This is a genomic window from Corynebacterium sp. UMB2355A (assembly GCF_033877495.1).
Lineage (GTDB): Bacteria > Actinomycetota > Actinomycetes > Mycobacteriales > Mycobacteriaceae > Corynebacterium > Corynebacterium pseudogenitalium.
The window spans coordinates 215,234-234,961 of record NZ_CP138855.1 but is presented as its reverse complement, the minus strand read 5'-3'; the positions used below and the strand labels follow the sequence as shown (position 1 = coordinate 234,961).

The 19,728-nt window shown below is 55.6% G+C and carries 18 protein-coding genes and 2 pseudogenes; 18 read left to right on the top strand and 2 right to left on the bottom strand.

Annotated elements, in window-relative coordinates; translation table 11 throughout:
- The first annotated feature begins 7 nt into the window (after positions 1 to 7).
- Genes R0V12_RS01160 through nusB form a run of 6 tightly spaced genes read left to right on the top strand, consistent with a single transcriptional unit; the run spans position 8 to position 4,256 of the window.
- A complete protein-coding gene (locus R0V12_RS01160) occupies positions 8 to 511 on the top strand; it encodes a shikimate kinase (RefSeq protein ID WP_070363510.1) in 504 nt (167 codons plus the stop codon).
- Between the two features lie 30 nt (positions 512 to 541).
- Entirely contained in the window at positions 542 to 1,597 is a 1,056-nt protein-coding gene (gene aroB / locus R0V12_RS01155; RefSeq protein ID WP_070477044.1) for a 3-dehydroquinate synthase, read from the top strand.
- Between the two features lie 4 nt (positions 1,598 to 1,601).
- Positions 1,602 to 2,054: a type II 3-dehydroquinate dehydratase gene (aroQ, locus tag R0V12_RS01150; protein WP_070477045.1), complete on the top strand. Its 453-nt coding sequence runs from the start codon at positions 1,602 to 1,604 to the stop codon at positions 2,052 to 2,054.
- Complete coding sequence (locus R0V12_RS01145) at positions 2,045 to 3,136, top strand: aminopeptidase P family protein (protein ID WP_070477047.1); 1,092 nt, start codon at positions 2,045 to 2,047, stop codon at positions 3,134 to 3,136. Before aroQ ends, R0V12_RS01145 begins: the two co-directional genes overlap by 10 nt.
- A gap of 53 nt (positions 3,137 to 3,189) precedes the next feature.
- Entirely contained in the window at positions 3,190 to 3,753 is a 564-nt protein-coding gene (gene efp / locus R0V12_RS01140; protein WP_070362395.1) for an elongation factor P, read from the top strand.
- Positions 3,753 to 4,256 (top strand): transcription antitermination factor NusB, encoded by a 504-nt coding sequence (nusB, locus tag R0V12_RS01135; protein WP_070362396.1) that lies wholly within the window; start codon positions 3,753 to 3,755, stop codon positions 4,254 to 4,256. The genes efp and nusB overlap by 1 nt, the downstream gene beginning before the upstream one ends.
- A gap of 58 nt (positions 4,257 to 4,314) precedes the next feature.
- On the opposite strand, the gene R0V12_RS01130 is transcribed toward nusB, so the two are convergent.
- Positions 4,315 to 4,764: a YbjN domain-containing protein gene (locus R0V12_RS01130; RefSeq protein ID WP_070477049.1), complete on the bottom strand. Its 450-nt coding sequence runs from the start codon at positions 4,762 to 4,764 to the stop codon at positions 4,315 to 4,317.
- Complete coding sequence (locus R0V12_RS01125) at positions 4,754 to 5,224, bottom strand: type III secretion system chaperone family protein (protein WP_070362398.1); 471 nt, start codon at positions 5,222 to 5,224, stop codon at positions 4,754 to 4,756. The genes R0V12_RS01130 and R0V12_RS01125 overlap by 11 nt, the downstream gene beginning before the upstream one ends.
- Before the next feature lie 229 nt (positions 5,225 to 5,453).
- Between R0V12_RS01125 and pyrR the strand changes: the two genes are divergently transcribed.
- The 12 genes and pseudogenes from pyrR (at position 5,454) to R0V12_RS01065 (ending at position 19,709) form a co-directional block, all read left to right on the top strand.
- The gene (gene pyrR / locus R0V12_RS01120; protein WP_070362399.1) at positions 5,454 to 6,023 is read left to right on the top strand and encodes a bifunctional pyr operon transcriptional regulator/uracil phosphoribosyltransferase PyrR; all 570 of its coding nucleotides are present in this window, start codon (positions 5,454 to 5,456) and stop codon (positions 6,021 to 6,023) included.
- Entirely contained in the window at positions 6,020 to 6,940 is a 921-nt protein-coding gene (locus R0V12_RS01115) for an aspartate carbamoyltransferase catalytic subunit (protein ID WP_070362400.1), read from the top strand. Before pyrR ends, R0V12_RS01115 begins: the two co-directional genes overlap by 4 nt.
- Before the next feature lie 2 nt (positions 6,941 to 6,942).
- Positions 6,943 to 8,223: a dihydroorotase gene (locus R0V12_RS01110; RefSeq protein ID WP_070362401.1), complete on the top strand. Its 1,281-nt coding sequence runs from the start codon at positions 6,943 to 6,945 to the stop codon at positions 8,221 to 8,223.
- Between the two features lie 14 nt (positions 8,224 to 8,237).
- The gene (gene carA, locus R0V12_RS01105) at positions 8,238 to 9,383 is read left to right on the top strand and encodes a glutamine-hydrolyzing carbamoyl-phosphate synthase small subunit (RefSeq protein ID WP_070477051.1); all 1,146 of its coding nucleotides are present in this window, start codon (positions 8,238 to 8,240) and stop codon (positions 9,381 to 9,383) included.
- 24 nt (positions 9,384 to 9,407) lie between these two features.
- Entirely contained in the window at positions 9,408 to 12,758 is a 3,351-nt protein-coding gene (gene carB, locus R0V12_RS01100; RefSeq protein ID WP_320072690.1) for a carbamoyl-phosphate synthase large subunit, read from the top strand.
- Positions 12,759 to 12,760: 2 nt separating this feature from the next.
- Complete coding sequence (gene pyrF, locus R0V12_RS01095) at positions 12,761 to 13,561, top strand: orotidine-5'-phosphate decarboxylase (RefSeq protein ID WP_070477054.1); 801 nt, start codon at positions 12,761 to 12,763, stop codon at positions 13,559 to 13,561.
- A 217-nt stretch (positions 13,562 to 13,778) separates the two neighbouring features.
- On the top strand, positions 13,779 to 14,102 hold the full coding sequence (mihF, locus tag R0V12_RS01090) for an integration host factor, actinobacterial type (RefSeq protein WP_070363511.1): 324 nt from the start codon (positions 13,779 to 13,781) through the stop codon (positions 14,100 to 14,102).
- 4 nt (positions 14,103 to 14,106) lie between these two features.
- Entirely contained in the window at positions 14,107 to 14,700 is a 594-nt protein-coding gene (gmk, locus tag R0V12_RS01085) for a guanylate kinase (protein ID WP_070362405.1), read from the top strand.
- A gap of 36 nt (positions 14,701 to 14,736) precedes the next feature.
- On the top strand, positions 14,737 to 15,039 hold the full coding sequence (gene rpoZ / locus R0V12_RS01080) for a DNA-directed RNA polymerase subunit omega (RefSeq protein ID WP_240492815.1): 303 nt from the start codon (positions 14,737 to 14,739) through the stop codon (positions 15,037 to 15,039).
- Between the two features lie 85 nt (positions 15,040 to 15,124).
- Positions 15,125 to 16,342, top strand: a complete 1,218-nt coding sequence (coaBC, locus tag R0V12_RS01075; protein WP_083290776.1) for a bifunctional phosphopantothenoylcysteine decarboxylase/phosphopantothenate--cysteine ligase CoaBC — start codon at positions 15,125 to 15,127, stop codon at positions 16,340 to 16,342.
- Between the two features lie 122 nt (positions 16,343 to 16,464).
- Positions 16,465 to 17,690: pseudogene (gene metK / locus R0V12_RS01070) on the top strand (methionine adenosyltransferase).
- Positions 17,691 to 17,701: 11 nt separating this feature from the next.
- Positions 17,702 to 19,709 (top strand): annotated as a pseudogene (locus R0V12_RS01065) (primosomal protein N').
- Positions 19,710 to 19,728: the final 19 nt, after the last annotated feature.

Sequence of the window (19,728 nt, the reverse complement as noted above, 5' to 3'; positions counted from 1 at the left end):
GTCCGGTATTCCAAAAGTCGTGCTTGTTGGCCCTCCAGGCGCTGGGAAGACGACGATTGGGCGTCGATTAGGGAGGGCATTGAACCTTCAGTTCGTGGATTCTGATTCGATAATCGAACAAGCTGAGTGTAAACCGTGCGGTGAAGTCTATGCATCGTTGGGGGAGGATGCGTTTCGTGATCTTGAGCATGAGGTTGTGAAGCAGGTATTAGGGTGCAAGGGCGTTGTGAGCCTAGGCGGTGGCGCTGTGGTTCGGCCTGAGACGAGAGCCCTGTTAGAAAACCACCTTGTCGTGTGGGTTGACGTCGGGGTGAAAGAGGGCACTCGACGGACTGCAGGAGACGGGACTCGTCCAGTGCTGGCAGCAGAAGACCCTGAAGCGCGTTACCAGGCGTTGCTTACTGAACGTGAGCCTTTCTACCGCGAGGTTGCTGACTACCGCGTCCGCACTGACGATCGTCCGCCACAGCGCATCGTTGCTGAAGTGTTAGGCGTCATCGATAGCGAATAGAACGATTCCTAGAGAGAAGAGAGGCAAGTCATGGCAGTAGTGGATGTTTGTGGGCCCCAGCCGTATCAGGTCTTCATCGACCACGACACAACTATGATGGTCGGTAATCACGTGCAGGCGCTCGGGGCGAGAAAGGCTCTGATCGTGCATCAGCCTCCGCTAGCTGCCGTTGCACGAAGTATCGCGCAAGACTTAGAAAACAATAACATTGAACCCCACCTGGCGGCCGTCCCTGATGCGGAGGACGGCAAGAGCATTGCGGTTGCAAGTGAACTTTGGGATGTTCTTGGGCGTGCCGGTTTCTCGAGGCAGGACGCCGTGGTCACTGTGGGCGGCGGTGCAGCAACTGATATGGGTGGATTTATCGCTGCTACTTGGATGCGTGGCATTGACGTCGTGCATGTCCCAACTACATTGCTAGCAATGGTGGACGCCGCAGTAGGCGGGAAGACTGGGATGAACACAGCGGAAGGTAAGAACCTGGTCGGTGCATTTCATGAGCCGAAGGGCGTCTTCATCGACTTGGAACGCGTGTACACCCTTCCAGAAGAAGAGATCGTGTCTGGCTCCGCGGAGTTGATCAAGACGGGTTTTATCGCTGACCCAAAGATTTTGGATCTATTCCAGGAGGGTGCCTCTCGTCACTGGCCTGAGCTCATCGAGCGCTCTGTCGCTGTCAAAGCAGGCGTTGTCTCCAAGGACCTCAAAGAGTCGGGGCTCCGTGAAATCTTGAACTATGGGCACACGCTTGGTCATGCAATCGAGCGACGCGAGCAGTATCGTTGGCGGCACGGAAATGCTGTTGCTGTGGGAATGATGTTCGTTGCGTACCTTGCGCTGCAGCGGGGACTTATCGACGAATCGGTTGTTTCGCTACACCGTACGATCCTTGAAGCGGCTGGGTTGCCAACGCGCTACGAACATGGCGTGTTCGATGAGCTCTATGAGGGAATGACCCGCGATAAGAAGAATAAGAACGGGCACATTCGGTTCGTGGTACTCGATGGTATCGGTTCTTGTACACGAATCGAAGATGCCACCAAAGAAGAGATGCGTGCTGCTTACGAAGCCATGATGGGGGACTAGCGCGATGATGATCCTTGTTCTCAACGGACCAAACTTGGATAGACTCGGCAAGCGGCAGCCCGAAATCTATGGCGCCGAAACCTTGGAGACACTCACACAGCGGCTGCAGAGCAAGGCTACAGCGGCAGGCGTGGATGTTGAGGTTCGTCAGTCCAACCACGAGGGCGACTTGATCGATTGGGTGCACGAGGCGGCTGACAGTAAATGGCCTGTCATCATTAATCCGGGCGGTTTTACGCATACATCAGTGGCGCTGCGCGATGCTGTTGTTGAGTTGGGAGACGGTCCGGGGTTTGTGGAGGTGCACATTTCGAATATTTTCTCGCGTGAGGCTTTCCGACATCATTCGTATTTGTCGCCGGTAGCGCGTGGCGTAATTGCCGGTCTTGGTCTGGAAGGTTACGAGCTTGCAATGCAAGTATTTATCAACGACTTGAAGGAGTCTCAATGGGTTTAGCAGATACTCGATTTGAAAACCGGCGCCGTAAGCTGGCGTCTCTTTTAGCTGGTCACCGGATCGACGACATGTTAGTAACCCATTTGACGCATGTCCGTTACTTGTCTGGGTTCTCTGGTTCCAATGGTGCGCTATTGATCTCCAAAGACCGCTCAGCCCGTATCACAACAGACGGGCGATATGCGACGCAGGTCGCAGAAGAAGTTCCTGATATTGAGGCGACGATCACTCGAAAAGTCGCCACCGAACTGCTGAGCGCAGTTGTAGAGGGACACCGCGTTGGGTACGAAGCAGACTATGTCAGTGCATCGCAGCTTGAAGCTCTGAAGCAGGCTTGTCCTGAAGGCGTGACCTTGGTGCCTGTCACGCAACAAATCGAGGGAATTCGGTTAGTGAAAGATGAACTGGAGCTTCAACGCTTGGCTGAGGCCGCGGAGCTGGCATCGACAGCGCTTCGCGAACTAGTTGACGCCGGTGAGCTCGCAGCAGGACAGTCAGAGCGCCAAGTCGCTGCCAACTTGGAATACCGGATGCGATTGCTTGGCGCTGATCGCCCGAGCTTTGACACGATTGTCGCGTCGGGTTTGAATTCGGCTAAGCCACACCATGGTGCCTCTGACCGCGTGATCGAAGACGGTGACTTTGTCACGATTGATTTCGGAATGTACCGTGCAGGATTCAACTCCGACATGACAAGAACGTTTGCGGTGGGGGAACCTTCTGCGTTTCTCCGCGAAATCTACGAGGTTACTCGTGAATCCCAGCAAGCAGGTGTCGAGGCGGCTGTTGCAGGTGCGAAGTTAGTCGACGTAGACAAAGCATGTAGAAGCATCATTGAAGACGCGGGCTACGGCGAATACTTCGTGCACTCGACGGGTCACGGTATCGGGTTGGATGTGCACGAGGGACCATACGCGGCGCTGACTGGCACTGGAGAGCTAGAACCATCGATGACCTTGACCATCGAACCGGGTATTTACGTTCCTGGGAAGGGAGGTGTCCGAATTGAGGACACCCTGATTATCACCAGCGGTGCACCACGTATTATCACCCAGTTCCCCAAGGAACTCATCGTGCTGTAGCATAATTGTGATTGCGAGAGCACATCTATTGTTAGAAAGAAGGAAGGCTTCAAGTGGCAACTACTGCTGATTTTAAAAACGGTTTGGTTCTGTTGGTAGATGGGAAACTCCAGCAGATTGTTGAGTTCCAGCATGTGAAGCCCGGTAAAGGCCCAGCTTTCGTTCGTACTAAGTTGAAGGATGTTGTCTCCGGCAAAACCGTGGACAAGACCTGGAACGCTGGCGTTAAGGTTGACACGGCAACGGTTGACCGTCGTGACATGACCTACCTGTACAACGACGGGACCAACTACGTGGTCATGGACGATAAGACCTTTGAGCAGTTCGAGCTTCCAGAAGAGAAGTTCGGTGATGCCGCAAAGTTCCTGCTGGAAAACATGCATGTCCAGGTCTCGTTCTACGAGGGCGACGCACTGTTTGCAGAACTACCGATCTCGGTTGATCTCAAGGTCGAGCACACCGAGCCGGGTCTGCAGGGCGATCGCTCCACCGGTGGCACCAAGCCTGCAACCCTGGAGACCGGCGCCGAAATTCAGGTCCCACTGTTTCTTGAGACCGGTAATGTAGTGAAGGTTGATACGCGTACTGGTGAATACCTTTCGCGTGTGAACAACTAATGGAGAATTTCAAACGCCATGGCGCACGATACCGTGCGCGTCGTAGAGCCGTCGATATCCTCTTTGAAGCCGAAGCTAGAGACATCGACCCGGTTGCTATTGTCGAAGACCGAGAGACGCTGTCTCAGAACCCGCTGAATCAAATTGCCCCGGTGGCTCCGTATACCCGGACCATCGTGGAGGGCGTGGCCCTTCAGCTCGATGATATTGACGACGCAATCGAGAAGTTTCTCAGCAGCGATTGGGAGTTGGATCGAATCCCCGCAGTGGATCGGCAGATCTTGCGCGTAGGTATCTGGGAGATCCTGTTCAACGCAGAGGTTGATGCCCCAATCACGATCTCGAATGCGGCTGAATTAGCTACGCAGTACTCAGGCGCGAAAGCGGCGCCGTATATCCACGCGGTGCTCGACGGAGTAATTCAATCGCAATCTGAAAATGCTCCAATGTCTCAGACTCACGCAGAAGAACCTGCTGACGGTCAGGAGGGCGAGGAAGCTTAACGAGTTTTCCGCTGTAAAAAAGTGGGAGGCAACGAATCAACGCGTTGCCTCCCACTTTTTAGTTTCCGCGTTGAACGGCTTCAGCGATCGTTTCTGATAGCACTTTCATCATATTTTGTGCATAGAGCACCTGGTCGACACTACGGCGGAGAGCACTCGAAAGTTGTTCATCGGTCATGCCCGCGGCAACGTGTATCTCGCTTTCAGAACGGACAACTAGTGTCTCCCCTCTGTTTGCCACAACCGCGCGGCAACCGAGCAGCGAAGAGTTCGTCTGGTTCGCGGCGAGATAGAGTGAGGGATCTGTGGAGTCGGAAGGAACGTCTGTTTCGGCATCGGCGCGGACGATCAACACGGTGTCCAGGAGTACAAACAAGACATGGAAATCATTCAGGTTTGCATGCGCGACGCGCCCTGTCGGATCATCGGACAGTTCGATGCCGTGACCCCGCATTTGTTCAATGATGCGTTCGATCGTTACCTGGGGCGTAGAAGTACTAGTGCTCAACGTGGGGGTCCTTCCAGTTCACTAACGTGGGAAATGACGTTTCCAGAAAATCAAAAGCCTGCAGTGTTGATTCGATCGATGTGACGATAAATGCGCCCAATTGATCTGGTGTTAACCCGTTTGTGACGTCTGTCGTACGGATTGCGCTCACCGCCAGCGATGGTGCATCGCTTCCTGTTTCGTTTTCGAAGAAACGCAAGGTTGGCGCAAAATGGGTTTGGTTATGTTCGTTCATTGCCAAGAGCAAGTGTGAAGCCATTTCTTGTGGCACAGCACCGCGCCAAATGGATTCGAAAATCAGATAACTATCATCCAAAGCGCACACAGTCGCGCAGTTGACGAATCCGCTTCGCAAAATATTTTCTTCAATGCGGTACTCAAGGTCCTCATTTTCAAAAATGGCTGCAACATCTGCAAGCGAAACCGGACTGGGCTGGTCAGGGATTTGTTGCGTCGTCATTGTTCCAACCCTACCAATCATTCGTCGGCCAACTACCTATGCGGAATCCTGAGAAAACTTGGCGGGTACACCTGTATAGGGGAAGCGAGCAATCTAGTGAAGAGAATTATTGACTGATATAGCGAGACGCCTTTGTGAAGGTGCTAAGATTCTGACCAGTCTCAGCATAGACAAATACCAATTTCGACATCCTTTAAATTCCGCACAGCGAGGCGGGGAAGGAGGTTCGATGAGTGACAAGCAACGCGTGACGTCTGCGCTATTAAATGAGCGTGACGTTGAGCGAACAATTGCACGCATCGCGCACCAGATCATTGAAAAGAATGCGCTTGATTCGGAGTCTTCAGACACTCCAGTCCTATTGGGTATTCCTTCGGGGGGAGTGCCACTAGCAGAGCGGATCGCGGATGCGATTCAGTCTTTTACCGGGATCACCGTCCCCGTAGGCAGCCTGGATATTACGCTGTACCGAGACGATCTCCGAGACAAGCCTCATAGGGCGCTAATGCCGACGAACATTCCGGTTGAGATCAATAACGCAACGATAATCCTCGTAGATGATGTTTTGTTTTCCGGTCGGACCATCCGCGCGGCACTCGATTCGTTGCGAGATCTTGGTCGACCACGCACTATTCAGCTTGCAGTCCTAGTTGATCGTGGACACCGCCAACTACCAATTCGCGCCGACTACGTTGGCAAGAACATTCCAACCGCCATTGCTGAAGATGTCACGGTGTCTCTGACCCCAATTGATGACATCGATGCGGTGACGCTGACCAAGGAGGTCACCACCGAATGAAGCACCTGATTTCGATCGACGATCTCAGCGTTAACGACATTCACCTCATCATGGATGAGGCAGATCGGTTCCGAGAAACCCTCGAGGGTCGCGAGATTAAAAAGCTACCAACGCTGCGTGGACGTACGATCTTCACGCTGTTTTACGAGAATTCAACGCGCACGCGCTCCTCATTCGAGACTGCAGGTAAGTGGATGAGCGCTGACGTCATCAATATTTCTGCGTCCTCTTCTTCCGTGAAGAAGGGCGAGTCGCTGAAGGATACGGCCTCGACGATCGCTGCAGTCGGCGCTGACGCCATTGTCGTTCGCCACCCATCGTCTGGAGCAGCGAAACTCATTGCTGACTGGGTTCCTAATGTATCTGTCGTCAATGCGGGCGATGGCCAGAACCAGCACCCGACGCAGGCGCTCCTTGATGCGGTAACGATGCGTCAGAAGATTGGTGAAATCGCCGGCAAGAAAATCATCATTGTCGGCGATATTTTGCATTCAAGGGTCGCACGCTCCAACGTGCAACTGCTGTCGAAGCTTGGCGCGGATGTCGTACTCGTTGCACCACCAACCCTGTTGCCAGTTGGGGCGGAGTACTGGCCATGCCGTATCAGCTACGACTTTGATGCCGAGATTCCAGACGCGGACGTTGTAATGATGCTGCGCGTTCAGGCAGAGCGTATGCATGGCGGGTTTTTCCCATCGCACCGCGAGTACGCCACGCTGTTCGGACTCAGCAAACAGCGAGCACAGCAAATGAAACCTGGCGCCATCATCATGCACCCGGGCCCAATGCTGCGCGGTATGGAAATCAACTTTGATGTTGCAGACCGCGAAAATACTGCTGTACTGCAGCAGGTCTCAAATGGTGTTTATACGCGAATGGCTGTGCTGTTCGCTTTGTTGGCTGGAGAGGATAGCTAGAAATGTCAGTAATTGCATTGACAAACGTTCGGCCATACGGCGAATCCACCGTAAACGTCCTGATCAAAGATGGGCAGATTGCTTCGGTAGGGGAAGACGTCGATACCTCGAAGGCTGACGAAGTACTAGATGGTCAGGGTTGGGTGCTGCTGCCTGGCCTGGTGGACATGCACGTCCACCTCCGTGAGCCGGGCAGGGAAGATACGGAAACCATCGCCACAGGTTCCGACGCAGCTGCGAAGGGCGGTTTTACAGCCGTGTTTACGATGGCTAATACGCGGCCGGTGATTGACCAACCATTCCTTGCTGAAGCGGTGTGGAACAAGGGGCAAAGCTACGGTAAGTGTGACGTGTACCCGGTTGGATCTATCACGCAAGGGCTTGAGGGCAAGCAGCTCACCGAGATGGGATTGATGTCGAAGTCCCATGTTCGTATGTTCTCGGACGACGGAAAATGCGTGAACGATCCACAAATCATGCGGCGCGCAATTGAATATGCGAAAGCATATGATGTGCTGCTCGCACAACACGCCGAGGATCACCGTCTGACTGAAGACGCCAGCGCTCACGAAGGGCCAATGGCTGCGAAGCTGGGCCTTCGTGGATGGCCGCGCGTAGCTGAAGAATCGATTGTCGCCAGGGATATGATCATGTCGCGCGATTACGGCGGACGTCTCCACGTCTGCCACGCTTCGACGGAAGGAACTGTTCAGCTCTTGCGCCTGGCGAAGCAGCATTCCTCAAAGATTACGGCGGAGGTTACACCGCACCATCTGCTGTTGACAGATGAGAAGCTGGAAACGTTTAACGGAAACTTCCGGGTAAACCCGCCGCTGCGTGAGCACAGAGACACAATTGCGCTTCGTGACGCTTTGCTGAACGGGATTATTGACGTAGTTGCGACGGACCATGCCCCGCACGGTTCGGAAGAAAAGTGTGTGGAGTTTGAACACGCGAAGCCAGGCATGCTGGGGCTCGAGACATCGCTGGCAATCATCGCGCGTGTCTTCGTTGAAGCGGGGTTGGCGGACTGGCGGTTCGTCGCAAAGGTAATGAGTGAGAGACCAGCTGAGATTTTGAGGCTGGAGGACCAGGGGAGACCGATTACTGCTGGCGAACCAGCAAACCTCACCTTGGTCGACCCGAATTCGCCGTGGACGGTAGAGCCGGAAGAGTTGGCGTCGAAAGCCTCGAACACACCATACGAGGGAATGCAGTTCAATGCGCAGGTCAAAATGACGATGCTGCGTGGAGCTATTACGTACCAAGCTGATAACGAGTAAAGGAACTAAACAATATGGTTAATGAACGTATCCCAGCGCTTCTCGTGCTTGGCGACGGAAAGGTTTTTCGAGGCTTCTCATTTGGGGCGAAGAAGCAGGTCTTCGGAGAGGCAGTGTTTAGCACCGCGATGACGGGCTACCAGGAAACGATGACTGACCCGTCCTACCACAAGCAGATCGTGACCCTTACAGCCCCACAGATCGGCAACACCGGTTGGAACGACGAAGACAATGAGTCCCACGACAACAAGATCTGGGCTGCTGGCCTTGTGATCCGCGATCTTTCCACCGTGCACTCGAGCTGGCGCGCAAAGCGCAGCCTTGCAGAACAGATGGAAAACGAAGGTATCCCGGGCATCTACGGGGTGGACACTCGTACTCTGGTGCGTCATCTCCGCAATCACGGCTCTATTGCGGCAGGAATTTTCGTCAGTGAAGACACCGAGCGTCCAGTCGATGAGCTAGTGAAGCTGGTGAACGAGCAGCCTGCGATGGCTGGGGCAGACCTCAGCGAAGAGGTCTCGACGAAGCAGCCGTACACTATCCCCGCTGAAGGCGAGAAGCGTTACACCGTCGTCGCCTACGATATGGGTATTAAGACTGCTACGCCTATGCAGTTTGCACAACGGGGCATTGAGACCGTCGTGGTGCCGGCAAATACTCAGCTAAAGGATATTGAACAGTACCGACCGGATGGTGTGTTCGTCTCGAACGGTCCAGGAGACCCATCCACCGCAGACGAAATGGTGGCGATTGTTCGCGATATTATCGCTGCTGAGATTCCGTTCTTCGGGATCTGCTTCGGTAACCAAATCTTAGGTCGTGCGCTTGGCCTCGAGACATACAAGCTGCGCTACGGCCACCGGGGAGTCAACGTTCCGGTGAAGAACCTGCGCACGGGAAAGATTGATATCACGAGCCAAAATCACGGTTTTGCCCTCCGCGGCAAGGAAGGCGACACATTCGAGACAGATTTCGGCCCGGCGTCCATCACACATGTCTGCCTGAACGATGGCACCGTCGAAGGCGTGGCATTGGACAACAACATGGCGTACTCCGTGCAGTATCACCCCGAATCAGCCGCCGGACCGCACGATGCGAACCCGCTGTTTGACCAGTTCATCTCGTTGATGGACTCGAAGAGCCCGAACAACCAGTAACCAGCATTAGAGGAGATTCACACAATGAAGCGCGAAGATATCAACCATGTGATGGTTATTGGCTCCGGGCCAATCGTTATTGGCCAGGCGTGCGAGTTTGACTACTCGGGGACGCAGGCTTGTCGCGTCCTGAAGGAAGAAGGGCTACGAGTCACGCTCATTAACTCGAACCCGGCAACGATCATGACGGACCCGGAGTTTGCGGATCACACCTATGTTGAGCCGATTGACCCAAGCTACATCGACATGATCTTGGCCCGTGAAGCAGAGCAGGGGCATCCAGTCGATGCGATTCTGCCAACGCTCGGCGGTCAAACTGCCTTGAACGCAGCGATCCAACTTGAGCGCCAGGGTATCCTGGCAAAGCATAACGTGGAGCTTATTGGCGCAAACATCGATGCAATTGAGCGCGGTGAGGATCGGCAGAAGTTCAAGGACATCGTCGAGAAGATCGGCGGTGAATCTGCCCGCTCACGCGTGTGCTACTCGATGGGTGAAGTCCACGAGACTGTCCAGGAGCTTGGGCTTCCGGTCGTTGTCCGTCCTTCCTTCACCATGGGCGGTCTTGGCTCTGGTCTCGCGTTCACCATGGAGGACCTTGACCGCATCGCAGGTGGAGGACTTGACGCCTCCCCGGAGGCAAATGTGCTGATCGAGGAGTCTATTCTCGGCTGGAAAGAGTTCGAGCTTGAGCTTGTCCGCGACCGCAATGACAACGTCATAGTGGTCGCCTCAATCGAGAACGTTGATGCGCTTGGTGTCCACACGGGTGACTCTGTCACCGTCGCGCCGGCTATGACGCTGACGGATAGGGAGTTTCAGACCATGCGTGATCAGGGTATCGCCATTATCCGCGAAGTGGGCGTCGATACGGGTGGCTGCAATATTCAGTTCGCGGTGAACCCAACTGACGGGCGCATCATCACAATTGAGATGAACCCACGTGTCTCTCGCTCTTCGGCTCTTGCGTCGAAGGCGACGGGCTTCCCGATTGCAAAGATCGCCTCCAAGCTGGCTATTGGCTACACGCTGGATGAGATTCAAAACGACATCACCGGGGTGACCCCAGCCGCGTTTGAGCCGACGCTCGACTACGTCATCGTCAAGATGCCTCGCTTTACGTTCGAGAAGTTCCCTGGATCAGACGAGACGTTGGGCACCTCGATGAAGGCTGTTGGCGAAGCAATGGGCATTGGGCGCAACTACATCCAAGGCTTGAATAAGGTCATGCGGTCAATGGAAGAGAAGCCGAACGGTTTCTGGACGAAGCCGGATAGCTACTTTGCTGAAGGCCGTGAGAATGATGTGGATGCTGTCCTCCAGGATCTGCGCATCCCGACCGATAAGCGCATGTACGATGTTGAACTCGCGCTGCGCTTGGGCGCGAGCATCGAGCAGGTCTACGAAGCCAGTGGGATTGACCCGTGGTTCCTCGCTGAGTTGGCAGCGCTCGTTGAGTTCCGCCAGGCGCTTATCGACGCCCCCGTTCTCGACGCTGAGCTGCTCCGCGAAGCGAAAGTTTTCGGGCTCTCTGATGCACAGATTGCCGCGCTTCGCCCTGAGCTAGCCGGCGAAGATGGCGTACGATCACTCCGGTGGTCTCTTGGTGTCCACGCTGTATACAAGACCGTTGATACTTGCGCGGGTGAGTTCGAAGCGCAGACGCCGTATCATTACTCCGCGTACGAATGGGATCCGGAGGCAGAGTCTGAGGTCGCCTCCTCCGATAAGGAGAAGGTGCTGATCCTGGGCTCCGGCCCGAACCGCATCGGTCAAGGCATAGAGTTTGACTACTCGTGCGTCCACGCCGCGCTGGAGCTCTCGCGGGTTGGCTACGAGACAGTGATGATCAACTGCAACCCGGAGACCGTTTCCACTGACTACGACACGGCTGACAGGCTCTACTTCGAGCCTCTGACCTTCGAAGATGTCATGGAGATCTATCGCGCTGAGTCTCTGTCTGGCACGGTTGCAGGGGTTATCGTGCAGTTGGGTGGTCAGACGCCACTCGGGCTCGCGCAGCGACTCGCTGACGCCGGGGTACCGGTAGTCGGAACTACCCCCGAGGCCATCGATTCCGCGGAAGACCGCGGCGAGTTTGGCAAGGTGCTCGACGCTGCCAAACTGCCTGCGCCAGCGTACGGTACCGCCGTTTCTTTCGAAGAGGCACGTCGAGTAGCAAATGAGATTGGATACCCCGTCCTTGTTCGTCCTTCCTACGTGCTGGGCGGTCGAGGCATGGAGATTGTCTACGACGAGCAAAGCCTTGAAGACTACATCAATCGCGCAACCGAACTCTCGCCGGATCACCCTGTGCTTGTTGACCGCTTCCTGGATTCCGCGATTGAGATCGACGTCGACGTGCTGTCGGATGGTAAGGACGTCTACCTCGGTGGCGTCATGGAACACATCGAGGAAGCCGGCATCCACTCCGGCGATTCGGCCTGTGCACTGCCTCCGATGACCATTGGGCCAGAGGACATTGAAAAGGTGCGTCGTTCTGCAGAGGCGTTGGCGCACGGTATCGGCGTTACTGGTCTGATGAACGTACAGTTCGCGTTGAAAGACGACATCCTCTACGTCATTGAAGCCAACCCGCGTGCGTCGCGAACCGTTCCTTTCGTGTCGAAGGCGACCGGCGTACACCTAGCCAAGGCGGCTGCTCGTGTGATGATGGGTGCGACCATCGCAGAGCTGAAGGCCGAAGAGATGATCCCGAGTGACTACGACGGTGGCTCGCTGCCACTTGATCACCCAATCGCAGTGAAAGAGGCCGTGTTGCCGTTCAACCGCTTCCGTCGGCCGGACGGAGCGATGCTCGACACCATCCTTGGTCCAGAGATGAAGTCGACTGGCGAAGTGATGGGCTTAGCGCCGTCGTTCGGAGTTGCCTACGCGAAGGCTGAGGCAGCAGCCTTTGGCGCACTTCCGACGGAAGGCACAGTATTCGTTTCTGTCGCTAACCGTGACAAGAGAACCCTGATTTTCCCAATTCAGCGCCTTTCCACAATGGGATTCAAGATTCTGGCTACAGGCGGCACAGCCCAAATGCTGCGAAGGAATGGGATCCCTTGCGAGATCGTATTGAAGGCCTCAGACGTCCGAAACGGGGCGGAAGGCAAATCGATCGTCGACTGCATTAACGATGGTGAGATTGACCTGATTCTGAACACGCCCGCAGGATCTTCAGGTGCACGCCACGACGGATACGATATCCGCGCCGCAGCCGTTGCACACGGCGTACCACTCATGACGACAGTTCAGGGCGTTACCGCCGCAGTCCAAGGCATCGAAGCGCTTCGTGACAATGAAATCGCTGTCATGAGCCTTCAGGAACTTGAGTCCGAAACTCGGACTGAGAACGGAGATAAGTAGCCGTGTCCTTTGCGCTCGACTTACACAGTGCTGCCCGTGAACACGGGCAGCTGTGTGTGGGCATCGACCCGCATGCACAGATCCTCGAACAGTGGGGTCTCCCAGATACCGTAGATGGCCTTGCCGCGTTTTCCGATGCCTGTGTTGAGGCGTTTGCCGGCCATGCAGCTGTGGTCAAGCCACAGGTCGCGTTCTATGAACGATTTGGATCCGCAGGCTTCCGCGTCCTAGAGCGACTCATTCAACGCTTCCGGGAGTCACGAACGCTTGTGATAGCAGATGCGAAGCGAGGGGATATCGGTTCGACAATGCAAGGGTATGCCGACGCTTGGCTTCGACCGGGATCGCCCCTAGAAGTGGATGCCCTCACGCTGACTCCGTTTCTTGGCGTTGGTTCCCTTGCCCCTGCAATCAACACTGCCTTCGAGTATGGGAAAGGAGTATTTGTTATGGCTGCTAACTCGAACCCGGAGGCGCAGGAGTTCCAATCTCAACAGATAGACGGTGTAACAATCGCGCAGCAGATGGTTGATGCCTGTGAGGCGCTGAATAGCACGCACCGTTCAGATGTGGGGATTGTGGTGGGGGCGACGCTCTCATACGCGCTTGATCTTTCGAGGTTTACTGGGCCAGTTCTTATGCCAGGCGTTGGCGCACAAGGGGCTAGCTTTAACGACGTTCGTGAGATCGCGGGGAAGAGAGTTGGGCAGTTTTATCCCAATATGTCACGTGGGATTCTTACTGCTGGTCCGGACCCAGATGAACTGCGAAAACGTGCTGTTGACCAGGCGAATTGGCAATAGGGACAGCTCGTATTTACCAGATTGCATAATTGCTGGTAGTTTAGTTGCGTCGATGCGTTGACGTGGCTAAACGCCATGCAATACATCATGAAGAAAACTTCCTAGTGCTACACTGGCTCGGAGCCGCTTGCTTAGTCCGGTACTATCGGGGCTGGTAAATCGCGGTCCGGTGCCAAAGCACTGGAGCAATAGAACTACTATCTACATGGAGGAAACCGTGGCACTTCCACAGTTGACCGATGAGCAGCGCAAGGCAGCACTTGAGAAGGCAGCAGAAGCGCGTAAGCAGCGTGCAGAGCTGAAGGCTTCGCTGAAGCGCGGCGACACGAACCTCGCTGAGGTTTTGGAGAAGGCAGCTACCGATGAAATCATCGGTAAGACCAAGGTCTCTGCGCTCCTGGAGGCTCTGCCAAAGGTTGGCAAGGTGAAGGCTCGCGAGATCATGGAAGAGCTTGAGATTGCACAGACGCGTCGTCTGCGCGGTCTGGGTGACCGTCAGCGCCGTGCCCTGCTTGAGCGCTTTGGTTTCTCCGAGGACTAATCCAGTGTCGACTCCCACTTCACGCGGTAATCTCGTAGTTCTGGCCGGCCCGTCAGCGGTAGGGAAGTCAACCGTTGTGCAGCGCTTGCGCACAGAAGTTCCTGAACTGTACTTCTCTGTCTCAATGACAACGCGCGCACCTCGGCCGGGCGAACAGGACGGCAAGGATTACTTCTTTGTTACGCCCGATGAGTTCCAACAGAAGATTGATTCGGGCGAGATGCTTGAGTGGGCAGATATCCATGGAGGGCTCCAGCGCTCCGGTACTCCAGCTTCTCCAGTGCGCGAGGCGTTGGAGGCTGGTCGGCCAGTCCTCGTCGAAGTCGACTTGGTTGGAGCTCGAAACATCAAAGGCTTGATGCCCGAGGCGGCCACCGTGTTCTTGGCCCCGCCGTCGTGGGAGATTCTTGTAGAGCGACTCACTGGCAGGGGCACGGAGACGCAAGAGGTGATCGAGCGTCGTCTGGAAACTGCCCGCAACGAGATTGCGGCACAGGACGAATTCGACAACGTCGTGGTCAATGACAACATCGATGACGCTGTCGCTGCTATAGTGGACCTTCTTGTGGGGTCTGACGGCCGAGACACTGACAATTAATTGAAGTACAACGAGAAGTAGGTTGAATTGAGCACGATCAACAGCGATCTGTTGCAAGATGGCTCTGCGGGCGACGCGGAAGAAAAAGCATACGACACCCCTGATGGTATTACCGCACCCCCGATTGATGAGCTACTGACGAAGGTTTCGTCGAAGTACGCCTTGGTAATCTTTGCGGCCAAGCGCGCCCGCCAAATCAACAGCTACTACCAGAACTCAGACGAGGGCGTTTTTGAGTTCATCGGGCCATTGGTGACGCCAGAGCCGGGTGAGAAGCCGCTTTCGATCGCGCTTCGTGAGATCAACTCGAGTTTGCTCGAGCACGAAGAGGGCATGTAACTCCCCGCACCCTCATATCACACACTTGCCCCGCAGTGGCTCCCTAATGGAAGCGGCTGCGGGGTTTTGCGTACACTCTTTTGCTATGAACGAAGTGAGCAAGGTAGTCGTTGGCGTTTCGGGCGGTATCGCAGCGTACAAAGCCTGTCAGATTGTTCGCGGATTTCGCGAGCAAGGGGTTGACGTACGGGTTATTCCGACAGAAAACGCCTTGAAGTTTGTAGGTGCGGCCACTTTTGAGGCGCTGTCTGGCGCTCCGGTAGACACTGATGTTTTTTCGCGCGTTGATGAGGTGCAGCACGTACGAATCGGGCAGGATGCGGACGTCATTGTGGTGGCTCCAGCTACTGCAGACTTTCTGGCGCGCGTGGCTGGTGGGCGCGCTGATGATCTCTTAACTTCCACACTGCTCATGGCAACGTGTCCCGTCGTGCTCGCTCCGGCAATGCATACTGAGATGTGGAACAATCGCGCTACGCAACACAACGTGTCGGTCCTTCGCTCTCGGGGGTACACCGTACTGGAGCCAGCGCATGGGCGGCTGACGGGCAAGGACAGTGGGGCAGGTCGGCTTCTCGACCCCTCGCAGATTGTCAAGCTGACAGAGACCGTGGCTGCTACCAGGCCAATTGAGCAAACGCTCAAGGGTAAAAGAGTGTTGATCAGTGCCGGAGGCACTCGGGAGCCACTTGATCCTGTCCGATTCTTGGGGAATCATTCCTCCGGCAAGCAAGGTTTTGCTCTGGCAGAGATTGCGGCACAAAGAGGTGCCCACGTTGATATTGTCGCCGGTGCCATTGACCACTTGAGCATCCCCGCTGGTGCTGAGATACATCGTGTCACTACTGCTCTCCAGATGAATGAGGCGATGCGCAGCCTTGCTCCACAAGCCGACATCATCGTTATGGCTGCTGCTGTAGCTGATATGAGGCCACGGCATGCGGCGCAGAAGAAACTGAAGAAAGATGGCAACAGTCAAGAGCTTTCTCAGGTGGACCTGGTTGCAAACCCCGATATTTTGCAGGGACTTGGTGAGATGAGGAAAAAGGGGCTTACCTCTGCGACGATTATTGGGTTCGCTGCGGAGACCGATAACGAACTTGAGAACGCCCGGCGCAAGCTGCAGCGCAAGGGAGTGGACGGTCTGATGGTGAATTCGGTGGCGCAGGGAGCTGTCTTCGGGCAGGCACACAATCAGGGGTGGTTCCTTGATAGTTCGGGTCGGGAACAGGCGATTCCGCATGGTACAAAGCTGGAAGTTGCAGTGCACCTGCTGGATAAGGTTGAGTCACTCCACATGTAGAAACGACGTTTGAATTATTAGACCGAGTGGTCTACTCTAAGGTGCATTGCATCAACGGTTGGCGATGGTACGTCTTCGCTGGCCATTCTCTGTAGGAACGAAAGAGCAAAAGGAAGACCGCTTTGTCTACACGTGATACTGGTACGTACTACCGTTTATTCACCAGTGAATCGGTGACTGAAGGTCACCCCACAAAATCTGCGACGCAATTTCGGACGCGATTTTGGACGACATGCTCAAGCAGGATCCGTCCTCGCGTGTCGCTGTAGAAACCTTAGTGACGACCGGTCAGGTGCACGTGGTGGGTGAGGTACAAACCGAGGCTTACTCAAACATCGCCAAGATTGTCCGCGACAAGTTGGTCGGAATCGGGTTTTCTTCGTCGGAGGTGGGCTTTGATGGCCGTACATGTGGAGTGAACATCGCCATCGGCGATCAGTCTGCTGAAATTTCGGACGGCGTTAGTTTTTCTCAGGAGTCGCGCGAGAACGACACCATCGAAGCGCTCAACCAAACAGGTGCTGGTGATCAGGGGCTGATGTTTGGTTACGCTACGAATGAAACCGAAGAGTACATGCCGCTACCAATTGCGCTTGCGCACCGACTTGCGCGACGCTTGACCGAGGTGAGAAAGATGGGCACCGTTGTGGGCTTGCGCCCGGACGGTAAGACTCAGGTGACGTTCGCTTACGACGGCGACACCCCAGTGGCACTGGATACCGTGGTTATTTCCACGCAACACGACCCGGACTTCGTCGGAGAGGAACTCGAGAACGCGCTCCGTACCCATGTGCTCGAGTGGGTAATCGCTGACGCTGGGTTAGAGAAGTTCTACACGGATGACACCAAGCTGCTGATTAATCCCTCGGGTTCGTTTGTGCTTGGGGGCCCGATGGGAGACGCCGGGTTGACTGGGCGAAAGATCATCGTAGACACATATGGTGGCATGGCCCGGCACGGCGGTGGTGCGTTTTCCGGCAAGGATCCATCAAAGGTTGACCGCTCTGCTGCGTACGCAACTCGTTGGGTTGCCAAGAATATTTGTGCAGCTGGTTTAGCAGACCGCGTTGAGGTGCAGGTAGCGTACGCGATTGGGCGAGCAACCCCGGTTGGCCTCTACGTTGAGACGTTTGGCACCGCAGCTGAAGGACAGACGAACGAGTCAATTCAGCAGGCTGTGGAGAAGGTCTTTGATCTTCGTCCGGCCGCAATTATCAAAGAACTTGACTTGCTTCGCCCAATTTATGCCCAAACGGCTGCGTACGGTCACTTTGGGCGCACGGATGTCGACTTGCCGTGGGAGCGTTTGGACAAGGTAGATGACCTGCGCGCTGCAGCAGGGGTATAAGGCACGGCTGAATGTCGAAGCAGCCCGCAACCTTCCTTCCTGTCGCTAAGGTGCTACCGCAGCTTGGGTTGGCACATCTAGACCGCACCTTTGACTACTACGTAGCTGAAGAGCAGTCAGAAGATGCGCAGCCGGGAACGCGGGTGCGGGTGCGGTTCGCTGGTCGACTTGTTGATGGGTTGATTCTTGGCCGGACGGAGGCCCCTGAGCATGTAGGTAACTTGCGGTTCCTCGAGCGCGTGATTTCATCGGAGGTTGTCGCTCCAATCCAGTTACGCCAGCTTGTCGACGCACTCGCTGAGCGCTATGCCGGCGTCAGGTCTGATATTATCGCTCAGCGATCCCTCCTCGGCATAAGAAAGCTGAAGAGACAGACACTTCTACACCTTGGGCGGAGCTTGGTGAGGCCACCGAGCCAGATCTTTCGGGATGGAGTACATATCAATACGGTGAATCATTCGTCGATGCTGTGCTTGCCAGAAAGCTAGTGCGAGCAGCGTGGCAGGTTGCACCAGGTGCTCCGTGGGCAGGTCCTGTTGCTGCTTTGGCTGCAAAAGTCGCGCTTGACGGTGGCGGAGCACTCATCGTCGTACCGGACCAGCGAGATGTAGATAGCCTCGAAGCACAGTTGAAGAAGGTGGTCGGGCCTCGGCAGATAAGCACGCTCACTTCTGCACAGGGTCCGCAGGCAAGGTATTCACGATATCTTCGGCATTGCATGGGCAGGCCCGAATCGTGGTGGGGACTCGCTCTGCCGCGTTTGCGCCGGTACAGGATCTTCGACTGCTTGTGCTCATGGATGATGGCAACGACAATCTTGTTGACCCGCGTGAGCCGTATGTGCATGCTCGCGAGGTCTTGACGACGCGCTCCGCGCTTGAGCACGTCCCTTTAATCATCGGTGGTGTCGCAAGAACTGCAGAAACCCAAATGCTGGTCGAATCGGGTTGGATGCATGGGTTGGAGGCGTCGAAAGGCACGATTCGAGAGCGGATGCCGCGGATTTATGCAGCGGGGGATTCCGACATCGCACTAGAACGTGACCCACGTGCAAGGCAAGCAAGGCTTCCTTCTGCGGCGTTCCAAGCAGCAAAGCGGGCTCTTGAGCGTAATCGCCCGGTGCTGTTTCAGGTGCCTCGTGCTGGATACATTCGTGCGCTGGCTTGCGGTGATTGCCGCACTCCGTCGCGGTGTCGTGCGTGCAATGGACCGCTCGAGTTGCCACAAAGTGGGGATGCCTCCGCACCAACCTGCCGGTGGTGTGGCCGCATAGATCCGTCTTATCGTTGTGTTGCATGTGGTTCGCGAAAGCTGCGCGCAGTGGTATTGGGCACAGACCGGACGGCAGAGGAGCTTGGCCGAGCATTTCCTCATGTTCGTGTGCGGAACTCCTCGGGCGAGAAGGTACTCGCTGAGGTTGAGCCTCAGGCACAGCTTGTTGTAGCCACGCCCGGCGCGGAACCCGTAGTGGAAGGCGGGTACGGAGCAGCGGTGCTGATGGATGCGTGGGCGCTGCTGCAACGTCCAGACTTGCGAGCAGCTGAAGAGACATATTCGAGATGGATAGCGGCTGCAGCGCTGGTTGAGCCCCATGAACGCGGCGGGGAGGTCGTCGTGACCGCTGATCCGGGAATTGCGGTTGTGCAGTTCTTCCTGCGCTGGGATCCGTCCGGCTATGCGGCGCTTGAGCTTGGACATCGAAGAGAGGTTTCGTTTCCGCCAGCTGCTCACGTAGCAGTGGTGGACGCACCACGTGTCGCTTTGGAAGATTTTTTCGCACATACGACGCTTCCTTTAGCTGCTGAGTTATTGGGGCCTGTCGACTTACCGAGCGGGGTCTCATTACCTGGCACTTGGGACGAGCAGCAGTTCGGCCCTGCGCAGCGCATGCTGGTGAGGTGCGCAGTGCAAGAACGGAATGAGCTAGGTCGTGCTTTACGGGCTGGAGTGATCAGTAGAGCGACGCGCAAGCAGGATTTACCGCTGCGGGTGCAGGTTGACCCTCTGCATATTGGATAGTGTTGCGCCCGTGGAGCCG

Bases quoted from the DNA above. Each gene is read 5' to 3' on its own strand.
- aroB (WP_070477044.1), top strand. From the start codon at position 542: ATGGCAGTAGTGGATGTTTGTGGGCCCCAGCCGTATCAGGTCTTCATC.
- aroQ (WP_070477045.1), top strand. From the start codon at position 1,602: ATGATGATCCTTGTTCTCAACGGACCAAACTTGGATAGACTCGGCAAG.
- R0V12_RS01145 (WP_070477047.1), top strand. From the start codon at position 2,045: ATGGGTTTAGCAGATACTCGATTTGAAAACCGGCGCCGTAAGCTGGCG.
- nusB (WP_070362396.1), top strand. From the start codon at position 3,753: ATGGAGAATTTCAAACGCCATGGCGCACGATACCGTGCGCGTCGTAGA.
- R0V12_RS01125 (WP_070362398.1), bottom strand. From the start codon at position 5,224: ATGACGACGCAACAAATCCCTGACCAGCCCAGTCCGGTTTCGCTTGCA.
- pyrR (WP_070362399.1), top strand. From the start codon at position 5,454: ATGAGTGACAAGCAACGCGTGACGTCTGCGCTATTAAATGAGCGTGAC.
- R0V12_RS01115 (WP_070362400.1), top strand. From the start codon at position 6,020: ATGAAGCACCTGATTTCGATCGACGATCTCAGCGTTAACGACATTCAC.
- R0V12_RS01110 (WP_070362401.1), top strand. From the start codon at position 6,943: ATGTCAGTAATTGCATTGACAAACGTTCGGCCATACGGCGAATCCACC.
- carA (WP_070477051.1), top strand. From the start codon at position 8,238: ATGGTTAATGAACGTATCCCAGCGCTTCTCGTGCTTGGCGACGGAAAG.
- carB (WP_320072690.1), top strand. From the start codon at position 9,408: ATGAAGCGCGAAGATATCAACCATGTGATGGTTATTGGCTCCGGGCCA.
- coaBC (WP_083290776.1), top strand. From the start codon at position 15,125: ATGAACGAAGTGAGCAAGGTAGTCGTTGGCGTTTCGGGCGGTATCGCA.